Origin of the sequence: Kitasatospora sp. NPDC004614, assembly GCF_042873675.1 — a bacterium.
GTDB lineage: Bacteria > Actinomycetota > Actinomycetes > Streptomycetales > Streptomycetaceae > Kitasatospora.
In genome coordinates this window covers 275,379-293,366 of the sequence record NZ_JBIALR010000005.1, presented here as the reverse complement: position 1 = coordinate 293,366, position 17,988 = coordinate 275,379, and the positions used below count along the sequence as shown (strand labels likewise).

At 74.9% G+C, this 17,988-nt stretch carries 16 protein-coding genes and 1 pseudogene; 6 read left to right on the top strand and 11 right to left on the bottom strand.

Going from position 1 to position 17,988, the window contains the following annotated elements; genetic code table 11:
• Positions 1-173: 173 nt before the first annotated feature.
• Complete coding sequence (locus tag ACFYST_RS15280; RefSeq protein ID WP_387862488.1) at positions 174-383, bottom strand: hypothetical protein; 210 nt, start codon at positions 381-383, stop codon at positions 174-176.
• A 581-nt stretch (positions 384-964) separates the two neighbouring features.
• Positions 965-1,939 carry a LuxR C-terminal-related transcriptional regulator gene (locus ACFYST_RS15275; RefSeq protein WP_387641959.1) on the bottom strand — a complete coding sequence of 325 codons (975 nt, stop codon included), beginning with the start codon at positions 1,937-1,939 and terminating at the stop codon, positions 965-967.
• Between the two features lie 276 nt (positions 1,940-2,215).
• Between ACFYST_RS15275 and ACFYST_RS15270 the strand changes: the two genes are divergently transcribed.
• The 5 genes from ACFYST_RS15270 (at position 2,216) to ACFYST_RS15250 (ending at position 6,007) form a co-directional block, all read left to right on the top strand.
• Positions 2,216-2,368 (top strand): hypothetical protein, encoded by a 153-nt coding sequence (locus tag ACFYST_RS15270; protein ID WP_387862485.1) that lies wholly within the window; start codon positions 2,216-2,218, stop codon positions 2,366-2,368.
• Positions 2,369-2,377: 9 nt separating this feature from the next.
• Entirely contained in the window at positions 2,378-2,647 is a 270-nt protein-coding gene (locus ACFYST_RS15265) for a hypothetical protein (protein ID WP_387862483.1), read from the top strand.
• A 428-nt stretch (positions 2,648-3,075) separates the two neighbouring features.
• A complete protein-coding gene (locus ACFYST_RS15260; protein WP_387862480.1) occupies positions 3,076-3,537 on the top strand; it encodes a hypothetical protein in 462 nt (153 codons plus the stop codon).
• Positions 3,538-4,002: 465 nt separating this feature from the next.
• The gene (locus ACFYST_RS15255; RefSeq protein ID WP_387862477.1) at positions 4,003-4,893 is read left to right on the top strand and encodes a peptidoglycan-binding protein; all 891 of its coding nucleotides are present in this window, start codon (positions 4,003-4,005) and stop codon (positions 4,891-4,893) included.
• A gap of 292 nt (positions 4,894-5,185) precedes the next feature.
• The gene (locus ACFYST_RS15250) at positions 5,186-6,007 is read left to right on the top strand and encodes a CHAP domain-containing protein (protein ID WP_387641946.1); all 822 of its coding nucleotides are present in this window, start codon (positions 5,186-5,188) and stop codon (positions 6,005-6,007) included.
• A 226-nt stretch (positions 6,008-6,233) separates the two neighbouring features.
• Here ACFYST_RS15250 and ACFYST_RS15245 read toward each other — a convergent pair whose 3' ends face one another.
• From ACFYST_RS15245 to ACFYST_RS15230, 4 genes and pseudogenes are all read right to left on the bottom strand, one after another.
• Positions 6,234-6,569, bottom strand: coding sequence for a hypothetical protein (locus ACFYST_RS15245; RefSeq protein ID WP_387862474.1), 336 nt, complete (start codon positions 6,567-6,569; stop codon positions 6,234-6,236).
• A 68-nt stretch (positions 6,570-6,637) separates the two neighbouring features.
• Positions 6,638-7,128 (bottom strand): annotated as a pseudogene (locus ACFYST_RS15240) (hypothetical protein).
• An 82-nt stretch (positions 7,129-7,210) separates the two neighbouring features.
• The gene (locus ACFYST_RS15235) at positions 7,211-8,548 is read right to left on the bottom strand and encodes a lipase (RefSeq protein WP_387862472.1); all 1,338 of its coding nucleotides are present in this window, start codon (positions 8,546-8,548) and stop codon (positions 7,211-7,213) included.
• A gap of 354 nt (positions 8,549-8,902) precedes the next feature.
• Positions 8,903-9,064 carry a hypothetical protein gene (locus ACFYST_RS15230; protein WP_387862469.1) on the bottom strand — a complete coding sequence of 54 codons (162 nt, stop codon included), beginning with the start codon at positions 9,062-9,064 and terminating at the stop codon, positions 8,903-8,905.
• 456 nt (positions 9,065-9,520) lie between these two features.
• Between ACFYST_RS15230 and ACFYST_RS15225 the strand changes: the two genes are divergently transcribed.
• Positions 9,521-10,165, top strand: a complete 645-nt coding sequence (locus ACFYST_RS15225; RefSeq protein WP_387862466.1) for a DUF4232 domain-containing protein — start codon at positions 9,521-9,523, stop codon at positions 10,163-10,165.
• A 237-nt stretch (positions 10,166-10,402) separates the two neighbouring features.
• Here the strand turns inward: ACFYST_RS15225 and ACFYST_RS15220 are convergent, their stop codons facing one another.
• The 5 genes from ACFYST_RS15220 to ACFYST_RS15200 all read right to left on the bottom strand — a co-directional run bounded on the left by ACFYST_RS15220 (position 10,403) and on the right by ACFYST_RS15200 (position 17,962).
• The gene (locus tag ACFYST_RS15220) at positions 10,403-11,524 is read right to left on the bottom strand and encodes an NADAR domain-containing protein (protein WP_387862463.1); all 1,122 of its coding nucleotides are present in this window, start codon (positions 11,522-11,524) and stop codon (positions 10,403-10,405) included.
• 1,127 nt (positions 11,525-12,651) lie between these two features.
• Complete coding sequence (locus ACFYST_RS15215) at positions 12,652-13,098, bottom strand: hypothetical protein (protein WP_387862461.1); 447 nt, start codon at positions 13,096-13,098, stop codon at positions 12,652-12,654.
• A gap of 1,138 nt (positions 13,099-14,236) precedes the next feature.
• Entirely contained in the window at positions 14,237-14,818 is a 582-nt protein-coding gene (locus tag ACFYST_RS15210) for a flavodoxin family protein (protein ID WP_387862458.1), read from the bottom strand.
• 862 nt (positions 14,819-15,680) lie between these two features.
• Entirely contained in the window at positions 15,681-16,283 is a 603-nt protein-coding gene (locus ACFYST_RS15205; protein ID WP_387862455.1) for an AAA family ATPase, read from the bottom strand.
• 137 nt (positions 16,284-16,420) lie between these two features.
• A complete protein-coding gene (locus ACFYST_RS15200; protein ID WP_387862453.1) occupies positions 16,421-17,962 on the bottom strand; it encodes a hypothetical protein in 1,542 nt (513 codons plus the stop codon).
• Between the last annotated feature and the right edge of the window lie 26 nt (positions 17,963-17,988).

The following is a 17,988-nucleotide window of genomic DNA, read 5'->3' as shown; positions in this document are numbered from 1 at the left end:
GGTGGGAACCGCGGCCGTCTGGGCAGGGCCACCGCTGTACCTGGTGGGTCACGGCCGGCCCCCGCCGTCGGGGCCGGTGGTGGCCCCTCGGCGGGGACGGTTCGGTGTGCGGAGGGCGGTTCGGGGGCCTGGTCCGAGGGGTCGTCGGAGGCGGGCCGTGGTGGTGTGGGCGGTCAGGGGTGCAACGCGATGTCCGTGTTCTTCGTCCGCTCCTCGGGCGGCAGCGGCTGGGCGTTCGACTTCCGCGCGGCCTCGGCACGGGCGGCGTGGAACGCCTCGACGGGGTCGCCCTGCTTCGCCCACACCTGGGCGCCGCACCAGCGGCCGATGAGCCGGAACTGCTCCAGTGCCTGGCGGGCTTGTCGCGGTCCGGTGATGTCCACGGGGACGCGGGGAAGCAGGCGCCGAGGTGGCGGAAGGTCCGTCGTCACGTACGGGTGCCCGCAGGGCCGGCACGTCATGGGAAAAGGCCGCCGAACTGACTGCGTTTCGCGCTGTCGGGAGGCTCGCTCCGGCGCGCCGGCTTTTCTCACGACACGTCACACACGCGCCTCGCCGAACGCCACGGCCCGCCACTCGGCAACCCCCGTCCGAACTGCACGATCACAGAACCTCGCGCGGCACTCAGGTGAGACATGGGCGCGCCGCCCGGCCGAGACTCTCCGGGCGGTGGGAACGGCCGGGGTGACGGTCCGGTGCTCGGCGGCAGGGGCGGGCGGGGCCGGCCCGGTGGTGGCCCTGGAGGGCGCGGCCGCGGTGGGGGTGGGGGTGGCCACCGGCCCCGGGGCTCGGGTGGGGTGGTGCGGGGGCCTGGCCGGGTGGGGTGGGGTGGTGCGGGGGCCTGGCCGGGTGGGGTGGGGTGGTGCGGGGGCCTGGCCGGGTGGGGTGGGGTGGTGCGGGGACCTGGCCGGGTGGGTGCGGGTGGTGCGGGGACCTGGCCGGGTGGGTGCGGGTGGTGCGGGGGTCACAGCCAGTCGTTGCGGGCGGCCTGGGCGCCTGCCTGGAAGCGGCTTTCGGCGCCCAGGCGGTTCATCAGGTCTTGCATCATGCGGCGTACTGTCCGCAGGGACAGGCCCAGTCTGCGGGCGGCGGACTCGTCGGTGTGGCCGTCGCCGAGGAGTTGCAGCAGGGCGCGTTCGGAGCCGGTGAGGTCCTGGTCGTCGCGGGGGGCGGGCTGGCCGAAGTCGGCTCCGTTGCGCCAGAGTTCGTCGAACAGTGCGCGCAGGGGCTGGACGAGGGCCGGGCCGTGCAGTTCCAGTGCGCCGCGGCGGCCGTCGCCGGGGTCGCTCGGGATCAGGGCGATGCTGCGGTCGACGATCACCAGTCGTATCGGCAGTACGGGCACGGTTCGTGTCTGGCCGCCGAGATCGGCCAGCCATCGGGCGTAGCGCAGGGTGTCGGGGTCGTTGCGGAAGCTGTCCTGGAAGATGCTGCGGATGGCCACTCCGCGTTCCAGTGCCAGTCGGTTGGGGTGTTTGCCGGCCTGGATGGAATCGGGGCGGACGGCTCCTCCGCGCATCAGGGACAGGCATTCCTCGGTGGCGGTGGCCGCGAGTTCCTCGAGGCGGTCGCGGACGGCTTCGAGGGAGTCCAGTCGCACGACCATCTCGTCGTCGGTGCGCCGGTCGGTGTACTCGGCGGAAAGGGCTTCGATCGCGGTCCGGGCGTTCTCCAATTGCTGCTGGCGGAAGAGCAGTTGGTTCTGGTTGCGGGCGAGCAGCCTGGTCAGTCCGACTTCCGGGCTGACGGCCCGCAGGGTGCGGGAGTCGGCCGCGGGCCGCAGTAGCGTCAGTTCCAGCAGTTCGTCGAGTGCTTCGCGTACCTCTGCCTCGGACAGGTACAGGGTGGTGGCGAGCTGCTCGACTCCCCCGTCCGGGTCTGCCAGCAGGGCTCTGTAGACGCTCTCCGTCAATGCGTTCAGTCCGAGTGCCTGCAACACCGCGCCGCCCTCCCCGTGTCGATGATCATCATCGGCGTCCGGCGGCGGGGGGCGCAACGCTTTTCGTGGACGAAATGATCTGGCACTTAGGTGCCGAGCTACTTCGTGCCACCTCTGCGGCCGTGACATCGCCTTGGCCGGACGGCAGGATCTTCCCCAAGAGCGGAAATCGCACAGAAACCGGGACGAGTTCCGCGAACCGCGCACGGGCACAGCATGGTTATGAATGAGGAGAGAGCAGTCGTGGCCCACTCAATACGTATCGTTTGCACTGGATTGATCGTCGCATTCACCGTCGGCCTGGGCTCCGCCGCCGCGGGCGGCGTCGTCGCGGGCGGCGTCGTCGCCGATCGCCCGGCCCAGCGCACTGTCGCCTCCACGGGTTTCGACTGGGACGTCGTCACCCCCGCGCCGCCCGCGCAGAGATGACCGGGTCCCGTGCACCTGGTCTCGGTGACGCTCGTCTGTCTCGGCCCGGCGCCCTCTCAGTTGACGGCTGAGGCGGTCACCGATCTGATCTGGGTCCACAGCCGGCCCGAGGACCGGGTGGAGCACGTCCGCGCCCGTGTCGACCTCAATCGCTACGGCATCGCCGCCGCGATCATCGCGGACACTCCGAAAGCCGCGACCGCGAACCTGCGCCGCGTCTGCGAACGCGCTCTGCGGCACGCGCCGGCCCTGCGCGGCTGGTTCCTCGTCCTCACGTAAGACCTCCCCCGGCCGGGCCCACGGCTCTCCTGTCCGCGTGAGCGCACTCGCGCCGGGAGACCGGCGACCGCCTGCCCGCCTCGGACCGGACACCCCGGACCGGCCGGACACCTCGGACCGGCCGGGCACCTGACGTCCGCCCGGACCCGACACGCACCCGACCGCAGGGCCCCGGTGGCCGGCGCGGTGGTCACCCGCGCCCCGGCCCGCCCCGCCGGTGTCCGCGCGCCCCGAGGTCCCCGGCCGGTCCGCGCCGGCGGGGCAAGGCGGTGTCACGTGACCCGTCCCGGCACCGGAGCGTCCCGTCGGCGCGGTGCCGGGGACCGGGCGGTGCGGCCTGCCCGACGCCCCAAAGCCCCATTCCAGCGCCCTGGCCGCGGCCAAGGGCACCCCCCCAATTCCCTTTCCCTGAAAGCAGGTTGTTCGCCATGCGCGTTTTCGCCAAGATCGCTGCCGTCGCGGCCCTCGCCGTGCCGATGCTCGTCGCCATTCCCGGGGCCGCCAACGCCACCACCGCCCCCAACGCCTCCGCCGCCCCCGGCGCCCTCGCGGCCAGCTGTGGCAGCGTCACGCAGATCGGCACCACCGCCTACCTCAACGTCGGCGGGCAGACGATGGCGTCGGTGAAGCAGTACAAGGGCTGCGGCAAGAACTACTCCTACCTGTACGTGTGGCAGGGCTACCGCGACACCCACAGCAGCTGGGACGCGTGCACGTCCATCCTCACCGGCACCACCGTCCGCGACGTCCAGTGCAACTCCAACATGGTGGAGATCTGGTCGTCCGGCGCCGACACCCTGTCGGAGTGCACCCAGGGCATGGGCTGGAACGGCACCGGCCCCCTCCCCTACGGCAACGAGGTCGTCGCCAAGACCGACGTCCGCTGCTGACCGTCCGGCCCGCGGCCACCACCGCGGGCCCGGCCCCGAAACGGCTGCCGCGGGCCCTCCGGCCCCTTCCCCGGAGCCGGTAACGCCCCCCCGGGCCGTACTGACCGCCGAACCGGCACCGGCACCGGCACCCGTACCGGTCGCCCGGCCGCGCCGGGGCAGCGCAGAAGCGCACCCGCCCCGGCGCCGCCATTCCGCACGGCGACCGCGTCAGCGACCGCGTCAGCGACCGCGTCAGCGACCGCATCGGCCACCACGCCGGCGACGGCAACGGCGGGGGCCGCTCCGGCCGGCGGCGCAACCGGGCGCCGCACCGGCCAGGCGCCGCACCGGCCGGGCGCCGCCCCGGCCGGGCGCCGCCCCGGCCGGGAGCCCTCCGCCGGAGCCCCCACCCGCCCGCTGCCCGGCAACGGGACGCCGGCCGGGCCGGGCCCGGCCCTCCACCGAACCAGAAGGAAGCACCGCATGGCATCCGTCATCAAGACCCGGAACGCCGCCACCCGACTGCTCACGGCCATCGCCGTCCTGAGCGGCCTGGTGCTGAGCGCCGCACAGGCCCACGCCGCGACCCCGCCCCCCGCAGAGGCACCCGCGGCCACCGCCGCCGTCCTGCCCGTGGTGGACATGGAAGCCACCGTGCTGGCCGCCCAGATCGACCCCCGACGCGCCGACAGCACGCAGACCCCGGGCGCCCACGACTCGGTCCTGGCCGTCGAGCAGGCACTGCAGGCCCGCGGCCTCCTCGACGCCCGCTGGGTGGACGGCTACTTCGGCACCACCACCGTCTCCGCCTACGCCGCCTTCCAGCGCTCCCTCGGCTTCAGCGGCCTGGACGCCAACGGGCTGCCCGGCACCACCTCCCTCACCGCGCTCGGGCAGGGCCGCTTCACCCTCACCCACCAGATCGGGCCCGGCGCGAAGCTGCAGCGCGACGGATACACCGTCAACACCCGCACCCAGAACATGCTCACCGAGGCCGAACGCCTCCTGGGCGGCACCCACCTGACCCTCGACCAGGGCTCCTACAACCCCGGCGGCGATCCCACCTCCGCCGGCACCCACGACGGCGGCGGCGTCGTGGACATCAACGTCGACGGCATGTCCGCCAGCACCCGCACCGCCGTCGCCCAGGCACTGCGCCAGGTCGGATTCGCCGCCTGGGTCCGCAACCCCACCCAGGGCAACTGGCCGTGGCACATCCACGCCGCGGCGATCAGCGACACCGACCTGGCCACCCAGGCCCAGAACCAGACCGGTGACTACTACCTCGGCCTCAACGGCCTGGCCAACCACGGCGCCGACGACGGCCCCCGCATCCCCATCCATACCTGGGAGCAGTACCAGCGCACCCACTGACGCGCACGGCACCACCCCGGCACCACCCCGGCACCACCCCAGCACCACCCCAGCACGACCGAAGCACCACCGAAGCACCGCCGAAGCACCGCCGAAGCACCACCCCAGCACGACCGGAGCACGACCGAAGCACCGCCGAAGCACCACCCCAGCACGACCGAAGCACCGCCGAAGCACCACCCCAGCACGACCGAAGCACCGCCGGAGCACCACCCCAGCACGACCCCAGCACGACGGGCGCCCCAGCACGACCGGGGCGCCCGTCGATGACACGCCACGAAAAGAGAGAGCCTTGAAGAACATACGCACCACGCTCGCCGTCGCCGGCACCGCACTGGCCATGGCCCTTCCCCTCGTCGGCGCCACCTCCGGCACCGCGTTCGCCGCGTCCCGCGACGGAGTCTGCGACGCCGGGGAGTTCTGCTACTACTACAACAGCGACAACGCGGGCTCGATCTCCGACTTCAGCGGCTCCCTCGGCGACTACGGCGCCACCCAGCCGTCCTGCTACGAGTTCAAGGGCGCCGGCAACGGCCAGGGCGTCTGCGTCAAGAACAACGCCGCGTCGGTGTGGAACCGCACCGGACAGACCGTCCGCGTCTACTACAACAGCAACTTCGGCGGCGCCAGCCAGGACTTCGCCCCCGGCGCCAAGGGCAACCTCAACACCACCCTGAAGAACAACAACGCCTCCCACCAGTTCCTCAGCAGCGGCGGCGGCTCCAACCAGTCCCCCACCGACGACTTCGACCACGGCACCCGCGGCTTCGCCGCCAACAACTGCACCGCCTTCGCGGCGTACCGCATCGCCAGCCGTCTCGGCGTCCCGAACTTCACCAACTCCTACGGCGGCACCACCTGGGGCAACGCCAACACCTGGGACGACGCCGCCCGCCGCCTCGGCATCTCCGTCGACACCACCCCCACCGTCGGCTCCATCGCCGTCAACGACATCCACGGCTCCTACGGCCACGTCGCCTACGTCAACGCCGTCTACTCCGACGGCTCCTTCGACGTCGAGGAATACAACTGGAACAACCCCCTCGGCTACGGCACCCGCAGCCACGTCCACGTCGGCTCGTCGTCCGAGTTCCAGTGGATGATCCACTTCTGAGCAACCCCCGGCACGACACCGGCACACCCCGGGCCACAGGGCGATCCCGTGAGTGCACGGGCCACGGCGGCGTGACACCGACCGCCCGGACCGCAGCGGTACGCGCCGAAGCCCCGTCAGGCAGGTGACCCCTCCAAGTCACCTCCGCCCGACGGGGCTTCGGCATGCCGCCGAACCGGGCCGAACCGGGTCGCGCCGGGTCGCGCCGGGCGACTTCGAGAACGGCTCAACCGAGGAAAGGAAAAACCGGCACGGTCCAGCACGCGCCCTCCCCGGGATCACCCGCCCGCAACGGGGCGGGCGATCCCCTCCCGACCACGTACAGCCAGGTCAGCACCGCGGCAACGGCGAACAGCACCGGCAACAGGCACCACCAGCCACGCGGCAGGAAAGAGAACACCGCGCCGAACACCAGCAACGCAACCAGCATGACCGCCCACACGAAGCGGGTGGCCACCGCCGGCGCGGGGTCGCGTTCGCGGCTCCGGGTCAGACACCAGTACCACGTCTCGGCCACCCGGACGTTGCCGCAGACGATGCCCGCCGCGGCGAGAACGAACACCGCCGACACCCCACGCCCTGCCGCGCACCCCGCTACCGGACCCCTGAGGGCCGCACGCGTCCCGTCCGTCAGGTGTCGTACCCGCCGTTCCACGGGGCCGAGAACCCCAGCCCGTCGGGATACAGCTCGGCCCAGTCCGCCTCGCCGTCCGCGTCACCGGCGTGGCATTCCGTGACAAGGCCGAAGAGCACACCGTCGACGGTGACGCGGAACGGGCGGATCGCGATGTCGCCGTACTCGCGCTCCGCGAGGCCCGCAAGGACGGCGGCCAGCCGCGCTTCCGCCCGGGCCACCACGGAACACTCGCCGTACGGGCGTTCCATCTGCTCCGCCCAGCTACCGGCGCACCAGATACCGGACTCCCGGTGGTACCCGTCATCGTCGAACGTGTGGACCACGACGAAGAGCCTCTTGCGCTCCTGCCAGCCGTCCCCCTCGCGAACCCCCCGGGCAGCGCGTAGGTGATCGACGCCAGGAACTGGCCCTCACGGAAACGGCCCACGGTACTCGTCCGGAAGTCCGGCTCGTAGGCGATGGGAATGACCTCGGGAACAGCCATGACCGCACCCTAGGCACCCGGCCGGACCCCGCCCCCGCCGGGGCCGGATCAGAGCGCGGGCAGTGGTCAAGGCCGACGGTGCTCAGGGCAGTTGGCCGAACCAGCGGACGATGGCCGCCGTCGCGGCGACGTTGGAGCCGAGGTGCCCGGAGCCGGCGAAGTCGGGGGTGCCGAGGCCGACGACCTCGGCGTTCGCCCCGTGCGAGCGCAGGGCGGCCTCGCAGTGGCCGGTGTCGGCGGTGGCCGCCTGTTCGTCCGCGTCGGCCGCGTACAGGCGGACCGGGACGGCCTGTGTCCACTCGCACGTGCTGTCGGCCACCCGCAGGGCCCTGGCCAGGCGGCCGGTCGGGTGGCGCAGCAGGTCGAAGCCGTGGGGGGTGAGCAGGGCGTCGATGGTGTCGGGGGTGCCGGCGAAGAGTTGCGGGCCGGTGTGCGAGCCGTCGGACAGTGCCTCGATCGTGGTGTCGTACGGCGCCCGGAAGACCTCGTCCGGCACGTCGTACAGGTGGTGCAGCCGGTTCCACGCGACCAGGAGGTACGCGGAGTACAGCACGCTCGATTTCGCATCGAGGGAGCCGTCGAGCAGTGCCGGCAGTTCGGCGTGCCGGAAGCCGTAGGCGCCGCTGACCGGTGCGACGGCCCGGAGCCGGAACCAGCGGTCGTCGCCGGCCTGGAGTGTCCGGGCGAGTCCCATCGCCGCCGACGCGCCCTGGGAGAACCCGGTGACCAGTACGTCGTGACGCAGCGTGCGGCCCGTGCCCGGGACGAAGGCGCGGGCCGCGCGAAGCATGTCCAGGGAAGCGGTCGTCTCGGACGGTACGTCCATCCAGGGGTGCGGTCCCGGGCCGGGGCCCGGGCCGAGGTAGTCCGGGGCGACGGTGGCGAACCCGGCGGACGCGTAGGCGAGGGCGGGTGAGGACACGAAGCCCGCTGTGGTCATGACGGAGGGGGCGTCGGCGCGGTAGCTGGTCGTGCCGTGGGCGAACGACACCGTCCGCAGTTCGTGTCCGCCGCCGCGGGGCAGTACCAGCAGCCCGCCGACGGTGGCCGGCCGGCCTTCGGGGTCCACGGTTTCGTACACCAGCCGGTAGGTGTCCACTCCGAACCGGACTGTGCTCGCGTCGTACTTGGCGGCGGTCAGTGCTGCGGCGACGTCCTCCTTCGTGGCGAGGGTGGTGGTCTGCTGGGCGGACACCAGCCGTCCGCGGTCGCCCGGGTGCGCGGTGCCGGCCTTCGCGGTCCCCGTGGCCACGGTCACGGTCGCGGTCGCGGCGGCCAGGACAGTCAGGGCGGGTGGGACGGCCAGGCGGGTGGGGCGGCCGGGGCGGGTGGGGCGGGTGGGGCGGCCGGGGCTGTGCCGGGGTTCGGGCGGCGGCGGAGCGCGGGCCGTGATGTGCCTGCCCGGTGGGTGGGGTTTCATGTCGCCGACGCTACGTACGGTCATCCTGGTGCCGCAGTACGGCCAGCGGGCGTATCTGTCCTGTGGCTGTCCCCACCCGCGGCAGCGCGGGGACCGGGAACGGGTGCGGCCGGCGGCTCCTGGCGCAGCGGGGGTGGCCCGGCACCGCGGCCGGGGACGGCCGCCGTCCGGGAGGGCGCGGCACCGGCGGTTCCGGCGGTTCCGGCGGTTCCGGCCGTTCCGGCGGTTCCGAGGGCGCTGCGTGGCCGGCGCCTGGGTTGGCGGCTGCTGTCCGGGCAGCGGTTGCGGTGCCTGGCAGGTGGCGTGGCGGCCGGCCTGCGGAGGGCGGCCGGTTCCGCGCAGGCTGGCGGTGTGTCAACTGGTCGGTGTGCTTGTGCCGTTGTCGGTCTGCTCGGCGGTGTCCGTCGCGGGATCGGCGGCGAGGAGCTCCTCGGCCTGTGCGGGCTCGTTCTCCGCTGTTGCGGTGGGGAGCTCGCCCGTGCCGGGGTCGGCGCCCCCTCCCTGCCACTCGGGCATCGTCCTGCCTCCGTTCGTCGTCTCGGGGACGGTTCATTCCCCGGCAGCGCCATGAGCACTCGCTCCGGGCCGCCCGGCAGCGACCCGACCCGCCCGCGCAAGGCCTGGCGGCCGGCCGGCTCCCCCGGCCGGGCCGGCCGGGGGACGGTCCCGGGCCTGGCGGCCGGGGTTGTCGCGGTCTGTGGTCAAGGCCGTCCGGGTCACGGGTCCGTACCGGCGGCCGGTGGTGGTGTGGGCGGGGGGCGTGGTGGTGTGGGGCGGTGTCCGGGCAGGTCGGCGGCGGGGTGCGGCGCGGTGTGGCGCGGTGTGGCGCGGGGGTGTCCGGGCGTGTGTGTCACAGCACTGTCCTGGGGGTGGTGCGGGTGGAACGGTTCGTCCGGGAGGGCGGTGGTGGTCTTCGGAAACCCGCTCGTGCCGAGGGCCCGGGCACCGCCGTCCGATCCGGAGGAAATCACCGTGCGTGTCCGCAAGTTCGCCGTCGCCGCCCTGGCTGTTGCTGCCGCCTTCTCGCTCACCGCCTGCCGGAGCGGCGAGGAGGCGGGCGGCGCGCAAGGCGCCCCGACCGCCGCTCCGGCCGCGTCCACCGGCGCCTCCCCCAGCGGCGGGCCGGTCTCCGGCGGGCCGGGCGGCCGCAGTACGCCGCCCGCCACCGCGCCGGCCGGGGCCGCCGGGGCCGGGAAGGCCGGCAAGTGCCGGACCGCGGACCTGGCCATCACCGCCGCGGACCGCACCATCACCGGTGACGCCGACAACACCGTCGTGGTCGAGTTGAAGAACCGCGGTGGCAAGGACTGCACGCTGTCCGGATACGCGGGCGTCGATCTGAAGACCTCCGCGGGCACGCTGTCCGCGAAGCGTTCCGGCGAGCCGGTCGTCGCGGGTGTCGTGGCGGCCGGCAAGTCGACCTACTTCGGCATCAGCTACCCGGCCAACACCTCGGGCGGCTCCGGTGTCCGGATCACCGGCCTGGTGGTGACCCCGCCGGACGAGACCCAGTCCGTCACCCTGCCCTGGCCCGGCGCCGCCTCACTGCCCGTCACGGACGGCGGCGGGTCCCCGGTGAAGATCGGACCGATGGGAAGCGCCGGCCAGGGCCAGTAGGGCCGCGGGCGCCCGTTTCCGGGCCCGACGGCGGTCGTCGCGGCGCGGGGGCGGGAAGGCGCGCGGGGGCGGGAAGGCGCGCGGGCGCAGCGGACGGTCCGGCGGGCGCCCGGCGGCCCCCCGCGGCGGGGGTGCGGGCCTGGACGGCCGGGACGGAGCGGTGGCCTGACGGCCGTCCAGGAGGCTCGGGCGGGACCAGGCCCGGCGCGCGGCCTGCGGGGCGTGCGTCCGGTCCGCTCAGGTGTCGAGGATTCCGGCTTGCCGCATCCGGAGTTCGGAGCGGACGAGTTCGAGGAGGCGCCCTGCCCAGTTGCGGCCGCGGCCGGCGTTGTCGCCCCAGAAGGCGGAGTTCGCGTCGTCGTAGATCAGGGTGGCGTCGTGTGTGGCCAGCAGGATCTCGGCGAGGTCGGGGTGCTGGTCGTACTTGGCGCGGAGCAGGTGTGTCATGACGGCGGTCCGGGCGTCCTCCCAGCCTTCGCGGCGCGGGGCCCGGGTGGCGAGTGCGCGTGCGGCGGCGCCGTTCTTCGCGGCCGCGATGGCGTGCCGGGTCTCGGGTTCGGCGGCCGACAGGGCCCAGTAGGCGTGGGCGGCGGAGGGGTAGTCGGTGTCGGCGACGGTGATCGGGGCGGGGTAGTCGTGGCGCAGGGCGGTCTTGCCCGGGTCGGCCACCGGCTTGCCCGGGTAGGAGTGGTAGAGCTGGAGGGCCGGTGCGTGCGGTGTCGCCGGTCCGTCGGCGGGGACGCTGGTGGCCCGTTCGGCCATCCAGCGGGCCCTCTCCTCGAAGTACGCGAGGGCGCCGTCGTAGTCCTTCTGCGTGACTGCCTGGTCGAACGGCAGGTAGGTCCGGCCGCCGGGTCCTGCCACCAGGACGCGCAGCGGCCAGTCCTTGCGGTCCATGTCGCCCAGCGCGTAGCGGCGCTGCGACTCGGGGACGGCGAGGAAGGCGGCGCGGGCGGCGGCCCGGTTGGTTTCGGTGCGGTCGGCGAGGAAGGTGTCGACGGCGGCCAGGCAGCGGCCGGTGGAGTCGGGCCGGCCGTTCAACTGGTCGATGCTGTCGCGGACTTCGGCGACCAGCAGCTCGGGGGTGATCCAGCTCTCCGGCTCGTTGAACTTCCAGTCCGCCAGATCGTGCGCGGACGCCTCGCCGCCTTCCGGGAAGCTGGTGGCGACCCAGCCGGTGCGGAGCTTCTCCTCGAACTCCTCGAGGGTGGCCAGGCCCCAGCAGTCGACGAGTCCGTCGGCGTAGATGAAGAGGTCGGTGAGGAAGTAGTGGCCGCCGTTGCGGATGAAGGCGTGCCGCCAGGTTCCGGGTATGCGGACGCCGTCCGCTGTGCGATGGGTGATCCGGTTGCCGGTCATCCCGGGATTGTGCCGCAGCGCCGGCCGTGCGGGCGCCGTGTTTTTCCGGGCGGGCCGTGGCTCGCGGTCGTCAGGTCCGGTGTGTCGCGGCGGTGTTGCTGTGGGGGGGGTGGGCGGGACGGTCACGGGCGGAGCGGTGCGGCCACGGGCGGGACGGTCACGGGCGGAGCGGTCAGTACGGGTCTTCCGCGGGCGGGGAGGGCGGGCCCGGGTGGTACGGGTGGGTGCCCGGCCCGGCCGGCGGCCGGGCCGGGCGGGGTCCTTGCCGGACGCCTCGGTGCCCGCGTACCGGACGCCGTCGAGGGTGGCCCGCAGGCTCAAGCCCGGGGTGTCCGGCTCCGGGGTGGGGAGGACGCCCGTCGGGTGGGGTGGCGGAGATCCGGCGTTCGTCGGTCACGGAGGTGTGGGTGTCGGCGCCGGCGAAGTTCTGGAACGGCCCCGCGCTGCAGCCGTGCGCCTTCCCGTACTGGGCGGGCCGGTCGGTGGGGAGCCGGTACTTCGACGGGTCGGTCCGGGCCCGGAGCGGCCATGTGCGGTGGACGGTGGACCACGTAGTGCCGGTCGTCGAAGTGCGCGGCCTGCGGGGTGATGGCGCCGGCGGCGCCCGGCGGGGGCGCTCCGGATGCTGTCCCGGACCTTCCCCGCGTCCCGTTCCGGGCCGGTCGTGCCGGGCGAGCCGGGCGAGCCGGGCGTGCCGGGCGAGCCGGGCGAGCCGGGCGAGCCGGGCGTGCCGGGCGAGCCGGGCGAGCGGGCTGTGGCTGTGGCTGTGGTGGAGCCACGCTCCGGTCACGGCCGTGCCGGCCGGCGGCAGGAGGGGCGCCGGCCGCGGCCGGTGTCCCGCGGGCCGTGGGGCGGTCGCCGGTCCGCATCTGTGCCGTCCGTGGCCTCGTGGCCGGTCTTCGTTCCGGCGTCGGTCGCGAGGCTACGGACGGGTGTCCCGGCCGACCTGAGCACAGGTACTCGGGTCCGGCCGGGACGGACCGCGGCGCGGCGTGTGACGGGCAGGCGGGCGGGGTCTGCGACGGGAGGGCGGGGCGGGTCTGTGGGGTGCCGGCCGCGGCGGTCACGTCTCATACCGGTTGCGGGCCGTGTTCGCGGGCGCCGGTGACGCCCGCCCGCCCGGGCGGTTACGCGTCGGCGCGGTCGTCCTCGCCGGGGGTGGCGGCCCCGTCCGCCGGGGTCGTGATCCGGCCGGTGCCGGGCGGAGCCGGTTCCAGCGCGGGGCTGCGGTGGCGGGCGTTTCCGGGGCCCGGTGTGACGGTGGGGCGCTCGCGCATGCCCAGGCACAGGACGAGGACGGAACTGCGGCGTGTCTCCACGTACGTGGCCACGAGCGCCGGTTCCGTCTCGCACTCGTGCTCGTCGGCGCCGTGGACCACCTTGAGGACGGTGAACTCGGCATCGGCCGAGCCGCAGTCGACCAGGCTCACGTCGGGCTTGCTCTCGGTCCCCGCGTTGTGCGCGCAGTCGCCCGCCTTGGCGGCGGCCGGGGTGTCACGCGCGAAGTAGGCGGCGCCCAGGAGCGCCGCCACGATCAGCACGAGCATGCCCCCGTACTTCAGGACGCCGGACATCCAGCGGCGGCCCCTGGGCGCGGCGGCCGGTTCGACCGGCTCCGGCCCGACGCCCTGCCTGGACCCGGCTCCGGGCTCGGGCTCGGCTCCGGCCGCGGCCCAGGACTCCGGCGCGGTTCGCGTCCCGGATCCCCGCTCTGCCCCGGACGCGGACTCGGACACGGGCTCGGACCCGGACACGGACGCGGACACGGCTCCGGGCTCGGGCGGGGTTCTGGTCCTGTCCCCCGGCCCGGCGGGTTCGAGGGGGTCGGTGGTGGCGTCGGACATGGGCGGAGTGGTCACGGGGGGTTCTCTCATTCGAACAAAGTGGCAGGGCAGGCTACCGTCGTGCCGCCCGGCAGGTTCCGTCCGGGGGTGCGTAGCCGCACGGTGTCCCGAACCACCGTCAAGAGGGCCTCGGTGACGGGTTGTTGAGGCCCGCGGATCACACGGGCGGCCGTCGAAGAACCCGGGCGGTCGGCGCCGTGAACGACAGCACAGGAGGGTTCCCCGCGGGCCGCGGCCGTGCCGGCACGGCGGGCGGTGCGGACCCGGTGCCGATGGTGCGCGGGCCGGGCGGCACCGGGAGGTCCGGATCCGCGCCACGCGGGGGCGGAGCATCGCGCCGGTCGGGGCAGGACGTGCCGCGGCGCGAGGTGCTACGGGGGCGAAGGGTCACCGGCGGGGCGAACATCTCCCCTGCTCGGCCTGCTCGGCCTGCTCGCGGCCGAGGCTGGTGATCGTGCGGCCGGCGCCGGCCGGACGCCGCCCGTCCCGCCCCGCCGGCCGGCCAGCCGCGGAGCAGGACAGGGAAGGGGAAGGAGAGGGTTGTCGGAGCGGCGGGTTTCGCCTTGACGGCCAGTCACCATCGCGCCTGACCAGGTGGTGTACCCGGAACCCGGCGATCTCGCGGAGTCGCCGGCCGGGAACCCGCCGCAGGGGCCGCCGTTGAAGCAGTCCGCGAGGGCCCGGCCGATCACCGGGCGCGCCTCGCTGTCGTCCCCGGCAAGGTCCGGGGCGGCGGCCCGCTCGCCGGTGGGGTCGGGGTGGGTGTCGCGGGCCCGGACCGCGTCCGAGCCGCGGATCCCGGACGTCACCGCGCTCCCGGCCGCGCCCGGTGGTGGTGCGCGCGGGGCGCCGGGGGCGGCCGGTGGGGTCAGGGGGTGCGGGGGAAGTGGGCGAGGGGCGGGGTCGGGGTGAAGAAGGTCTTGGCGCGCAGGAGGGCGGGCTCGTCGGTGAGGATCTGGCCGGGGCGTGTGGCGTTGCCGAGCAGGACGCCGCCGAAACGCATGCCCATGTAGGCCGCAGTGTGGTGGAGGGCGAGGACCAGCGGATCGGCCAGTTCCTCCTCGGCGTGTGCCATGGCGGTGACGCCCCACAGGGTGCGGCCGGCCATCTTCGCCCGGAAGCCGGGGTCGGGGGTGCGCAGCCACTTGCTCCAGTAGTCGAGGTAGCGCTTGGTGGGGGCGGAGACGGAGTACCAGTACAGCGGGGAGGCGATCACGATGTCGGTGGCGGCGGTCGTCGCCTCGTAGAGCAGCGTCTCGTCGCTGTCCCCCGCCGGTGGGGTGTCCGTGTCGTGGCGCTCGTCCCGGAAGTCGGGCAGGCGGAGCGCGGCGAGGTCGAGCCAGCGCTGTTCCACGCCGGCCGGGAGCTGGTCCGCTGCCGCACGGGCGAGCAGTTCGGTGTTGCCGCCCGTGCGGGAGCTGCCGAGCAGGAAGAGGAACGAGCGGTCCATGGCGTGCCTCCGGGGGTGCGGCGGGTCGGTTCCGCCCGTCCAACCCCGGCCGGCCGGTGGGCATTTTGGCGACGCGCGGGCCCCGGCCGACGGGCGGCTCCGTGATCCGCGTGGCGTTCCGTGCCGTCAACAGTGCGCCGGCCTGGGGCAGTTGGCCGCGCACGACTCGGATATGGCGTGGGTGTGGCGTGGACGTAGGGGCGGCGGGCGGCGGCGTTTGTGCGCCCGGCCCGCCGTCGGGCGGTGGACGCGCGGCGCGGGCCTTTCGCTGTTCGCGCGGCCGAGTGCCGGGACGGAGCGCGGGGTCGTCGGTGGTAGCGGCGGTTGTCCGGTCGTCGGCCTTGGCGGGGCGGACGGGACGGCGGGCGGGTGCCGAGCAGTGGGCCCGTCTGGCACGTGGCCGGGTGCCGGGACGGAGGGCGTGGTCGTCGCCGGGCCCGGTGAGGGTGCCTCGGACGGCAGGGGCGGGCTGCTCGGCCGGCGCAGCGGCGGGGCGGGGCGGGTGTGGTGGTAGCGGCGGTTGTCCGGTCGTCGGCCCTGGCGGGGCGGACGGGACGGCGAACGGGTGCCGAGCAGTGGACCCGTCTGGCACGCGGCCTGCGGGTCGGCGGGGTGGTGAGATCGGGTCAGGCGGCCCCGGCCGGGCGCGCGTTCGAGTGCGGTACCCGGCCCGGCCGTCGGACTCCCCCGCGGCCGGGCCGGACGCCGAACGTGCCCGGTGCGCGAGCCGGTCCCGGGTGTGGGGGCGCCTGCGCGTCTCCGCGGCGCGGCGCCGGGGACGCGGGGCCGTGGGGCCGTGGGGCCGTGGGGCCGTGGGGCGGTGGGGCGGTGGGGCGGTGGGGCCGTGGGGCGGTGGGGCCGTTCAGGTCAGGGCGGCCGCCAGGCGGTGCGGGAGGGTGTCGTAGGGGTGGCAGTCGACCACGGGCAGGTGGTGGGCGCGGGCCTGGGTGGCGAGCCAGTGGGAGTAGTCGGCGCTGACCTGGGCGCGGAGGGGCTGGGGGCCGTGGTCCGGTTCGCGGCGGGCGTAGTTGGCGCCGATGCGTGCGGGGTCGCCCTCGTGGAGGAAGACGGTGCGCAGGCGTCGGTGGTGGGCGGTGGCCTCGGTGGCGGCGCGTTGGGCGGCGCGGGGGGTGAGGTAGTCGCCCTCGACGATGGCGGGCACGTCCACGCTCAGCCGGTTGCGTACGACGCCGAGTGCGGCGTCGTCCAGGGCGTGGGCGGTGGCGATCTGCAGTTCCAGGAGGCGGTCGGCGCCCAGTTCTTCCGGGTCCGGGTGGGCCGCGAAGTGGTGCAGTGCGGGGTGGGTGGCCGGTGTGGTGGTACTCTGGAGGGCGGCGACCACGTCGTCGAACTCGACCGTGAACGCGCCGCGGGCGGCGGCGAGGTGAGCGGCGGCGGTGCTCTTGCCGACGCCGGAGGCGCCGCCGATCAGCAGGATGTCCCAGGGGTGGTGGTCGGTGCGCATCCGGTCACGGTAGGGGACGCGGGGAACCGGGACGACAGCCGGGGGCCGGACAGGAGACGGGCCGGGGCAGGAGGCGGGCGGGGCAGGAGGGGGCGGGGCAGGAGGCAGCCGGGGCAGGAGGCGGCCGGGCGGCGGGTTCAGCGGTGGGCGGCGGCGAGGTCGATCAGGCGGTGTGCCACCGGCGCCGGGATGGCCGGGTTGCCGGCGGCGGCCTCGGCCGTGGCGCGGTCGCGGAGCAGGGCGACGAGGGTGGCCACCGGCAGCCGGGGGTTGCGGATCACCGCCCGGCGCAGCCCGTACGCGGCGGGCGGCGCCGTCCGCTCGTCGGCGCCGGCGGGGTCCGGTTCGGTGGCGGCGAGCAGGCGCAGCGCGGTGGCGGGTGACAGGCGGGGGTCGGCGGCGGCGGGGGTGTGGACCAGCGGGTCGGGGTCGGTGGCGAGTCGCTCGACGGTGGCGGGGGTGCAGTCGGGGGCGTGCAGGGCGAGGCGGCGGATCTTCGGGTCGGTGTGGTCGGCGAGGTCGCCGGTCAGGGCGTGGAGGGGGAAGCCGGGGCGGCGCAGCGCCTTGTCGGGGTGGGCCCAGGTGGTGGCGGCCTCGAGCAGCAGGTCGGCGGGTGGGGTGTCGTTGTGAACGGCGAGGGTGGACCGGACGCCGCTGTCGGGGTCGTGGGCGAGGAGGTCGAGGGTGTCGGGCGGGAGGGTGCGGGCGCGGGCGACGGAGCGCCGGATGGCGGTGCTCGCGGAGCGGGCGAGGCGCCGCATGGCGGTGGGGTCGTCGTGCAGGTCCTCGACCCAGCGCAGGTCCCCGTACTTCTGGTCGGGTGGCTGGTCGGCGGAGGCTTGGGCGCGCAGGTGCTCGGGGGTGTCGGGGCGGGCGGCGATCTCGGCGCGGACGTCCGGGTCTAGGTCGCCGGCCAGGGTGGCGAGGAGGTCCGGGCCCAGGTGTGGTTTCTCGGCGAGGCGGCGGCGCAGTTCGGTGTCGGGGTGGTGGGTGAGGCGGCGGGCGAGGTCGGGGTGAAGGGGCCGTTCCCGGACGGCGTCGCGCCGGTCCTCGTCGTCGTCGAGGGTGTCGAACTCGGCCGTGGACAGGGGGCGTTCGTCGTCGTGCCAGGCCGCGGCGGCGTCCCGGACGGTGGGGTCGGGGTCGGTGCGCAGCGCCGCGTGGTGGTGGGTGTCGAGGTGGTCCCAGGCGTGGGCGCACAGCGCGTGGCGCACTCGCGGGTCGGGGTCGGCGGCCAGGGTGGCGGCGACGTGGCCGGGCAGGCCGCGGAAGGACAGGGCGCGCAGGCGGACGCGGGGGTCGGGGTCGGCGGCCCAGGCCGCGAACCGCTCCGCCGGGGGGAGTGGCCCGTTCTGGTGGGACCAGCAGCGCAGGGCGGTGTCCTGCCAGCCGGTGCGGTCGGTGTCGAGCAGGCGCTCCCACTGCGCGAGGCTCATCTCCCGCTGGTACTGGGCCCACGCGCGGCGGAGGTACCAGTCGGTTCGGGCGACGGCGGCGTCGACGATCTCGGGCGGCTGCGGGTCCAGCGCCATGGACGGTACGTGGCGGGCCAGGCGCAGCCGCACGTCGCTCGAGGGGTGCGCGGTCAGGCCGGACAGCCATGCCCAGGGGATTCCGGCGTTCGCGGCCGCTTCCTCGAGGCCGTCGAACAGGCGCTCCCAGTCGTCACTCCCCCGCATCTCCCCGCTCCCCCGCTCCCCTCGCA

Bases quoted from the DNA above. Each gene is read 5' to 3' on its own strand.
- ACFYST_RS15260 (WP_387862480.1), top strand. From the start codon at position 3,076: ATGCGCGTTTTCGCCAAGATCGCTGCCGTCGCGGCCCTCGCCGTGCCG.
- ACFYST_RS15235 (WP_387862472.1), bottom strand. From the start codon at position 8,548: ATGAAACCCCACCCACCGGGCAGGCACATCACGGCCCGCGCTCCGCCG.
- ACFYST_RS15210 (WP_387862458.1), bottom strand. From the start codon at position 14,818: ATGGACCGCTCGTTCCTCTTCCTGCTCGGCAGCTCCCGCACGGGCGGC.
- ACFYST_RS15220 (WP_387862463.1), bottom strand. From the start codon at position 11,524: ATGACCGGCAACCGGATCACCCATCGCACAGCGGACGGCGTCCGCATA.
- ACFYST_RS15200 (WP_387862453.1), bottom strand. From the start codon at position 17,962: ATGCGGGGGAGTGACGACTGGGAGCGCCTGTTCGACGGCCTCGAGGAA.
- ACFYST_RS15205 (WP_387862455.1), bottom strand. From the start codon at position 16,283: ATGCGCACCGACCACCACCCCTGGGACATCCTGCTGATCGGCGGCGCC.
- ACFYST_RS15255 (WP_387862477.1), top strand. From the start codon at position 4,003: ATGGCATCCGTCATCAAGACCCGGAACGCCGCCACCCGACTGCTCACG.
- ACFYST_RS15230 (WP_387862469.1), bottom strand. From the start codon at position 9,064: ATGCCCGAGTGGCAGGGAGGGGGCGCCGACCCCGGCACGGGCGAGCTC.
- ACFYST_RS15215 (WP_387862461.1), bottom strand. From the start codon at position 13,098: ATGTCCGGCGTCCTGAAGTACGGGGGCATGCTCGTGCTGATCGTGGCG.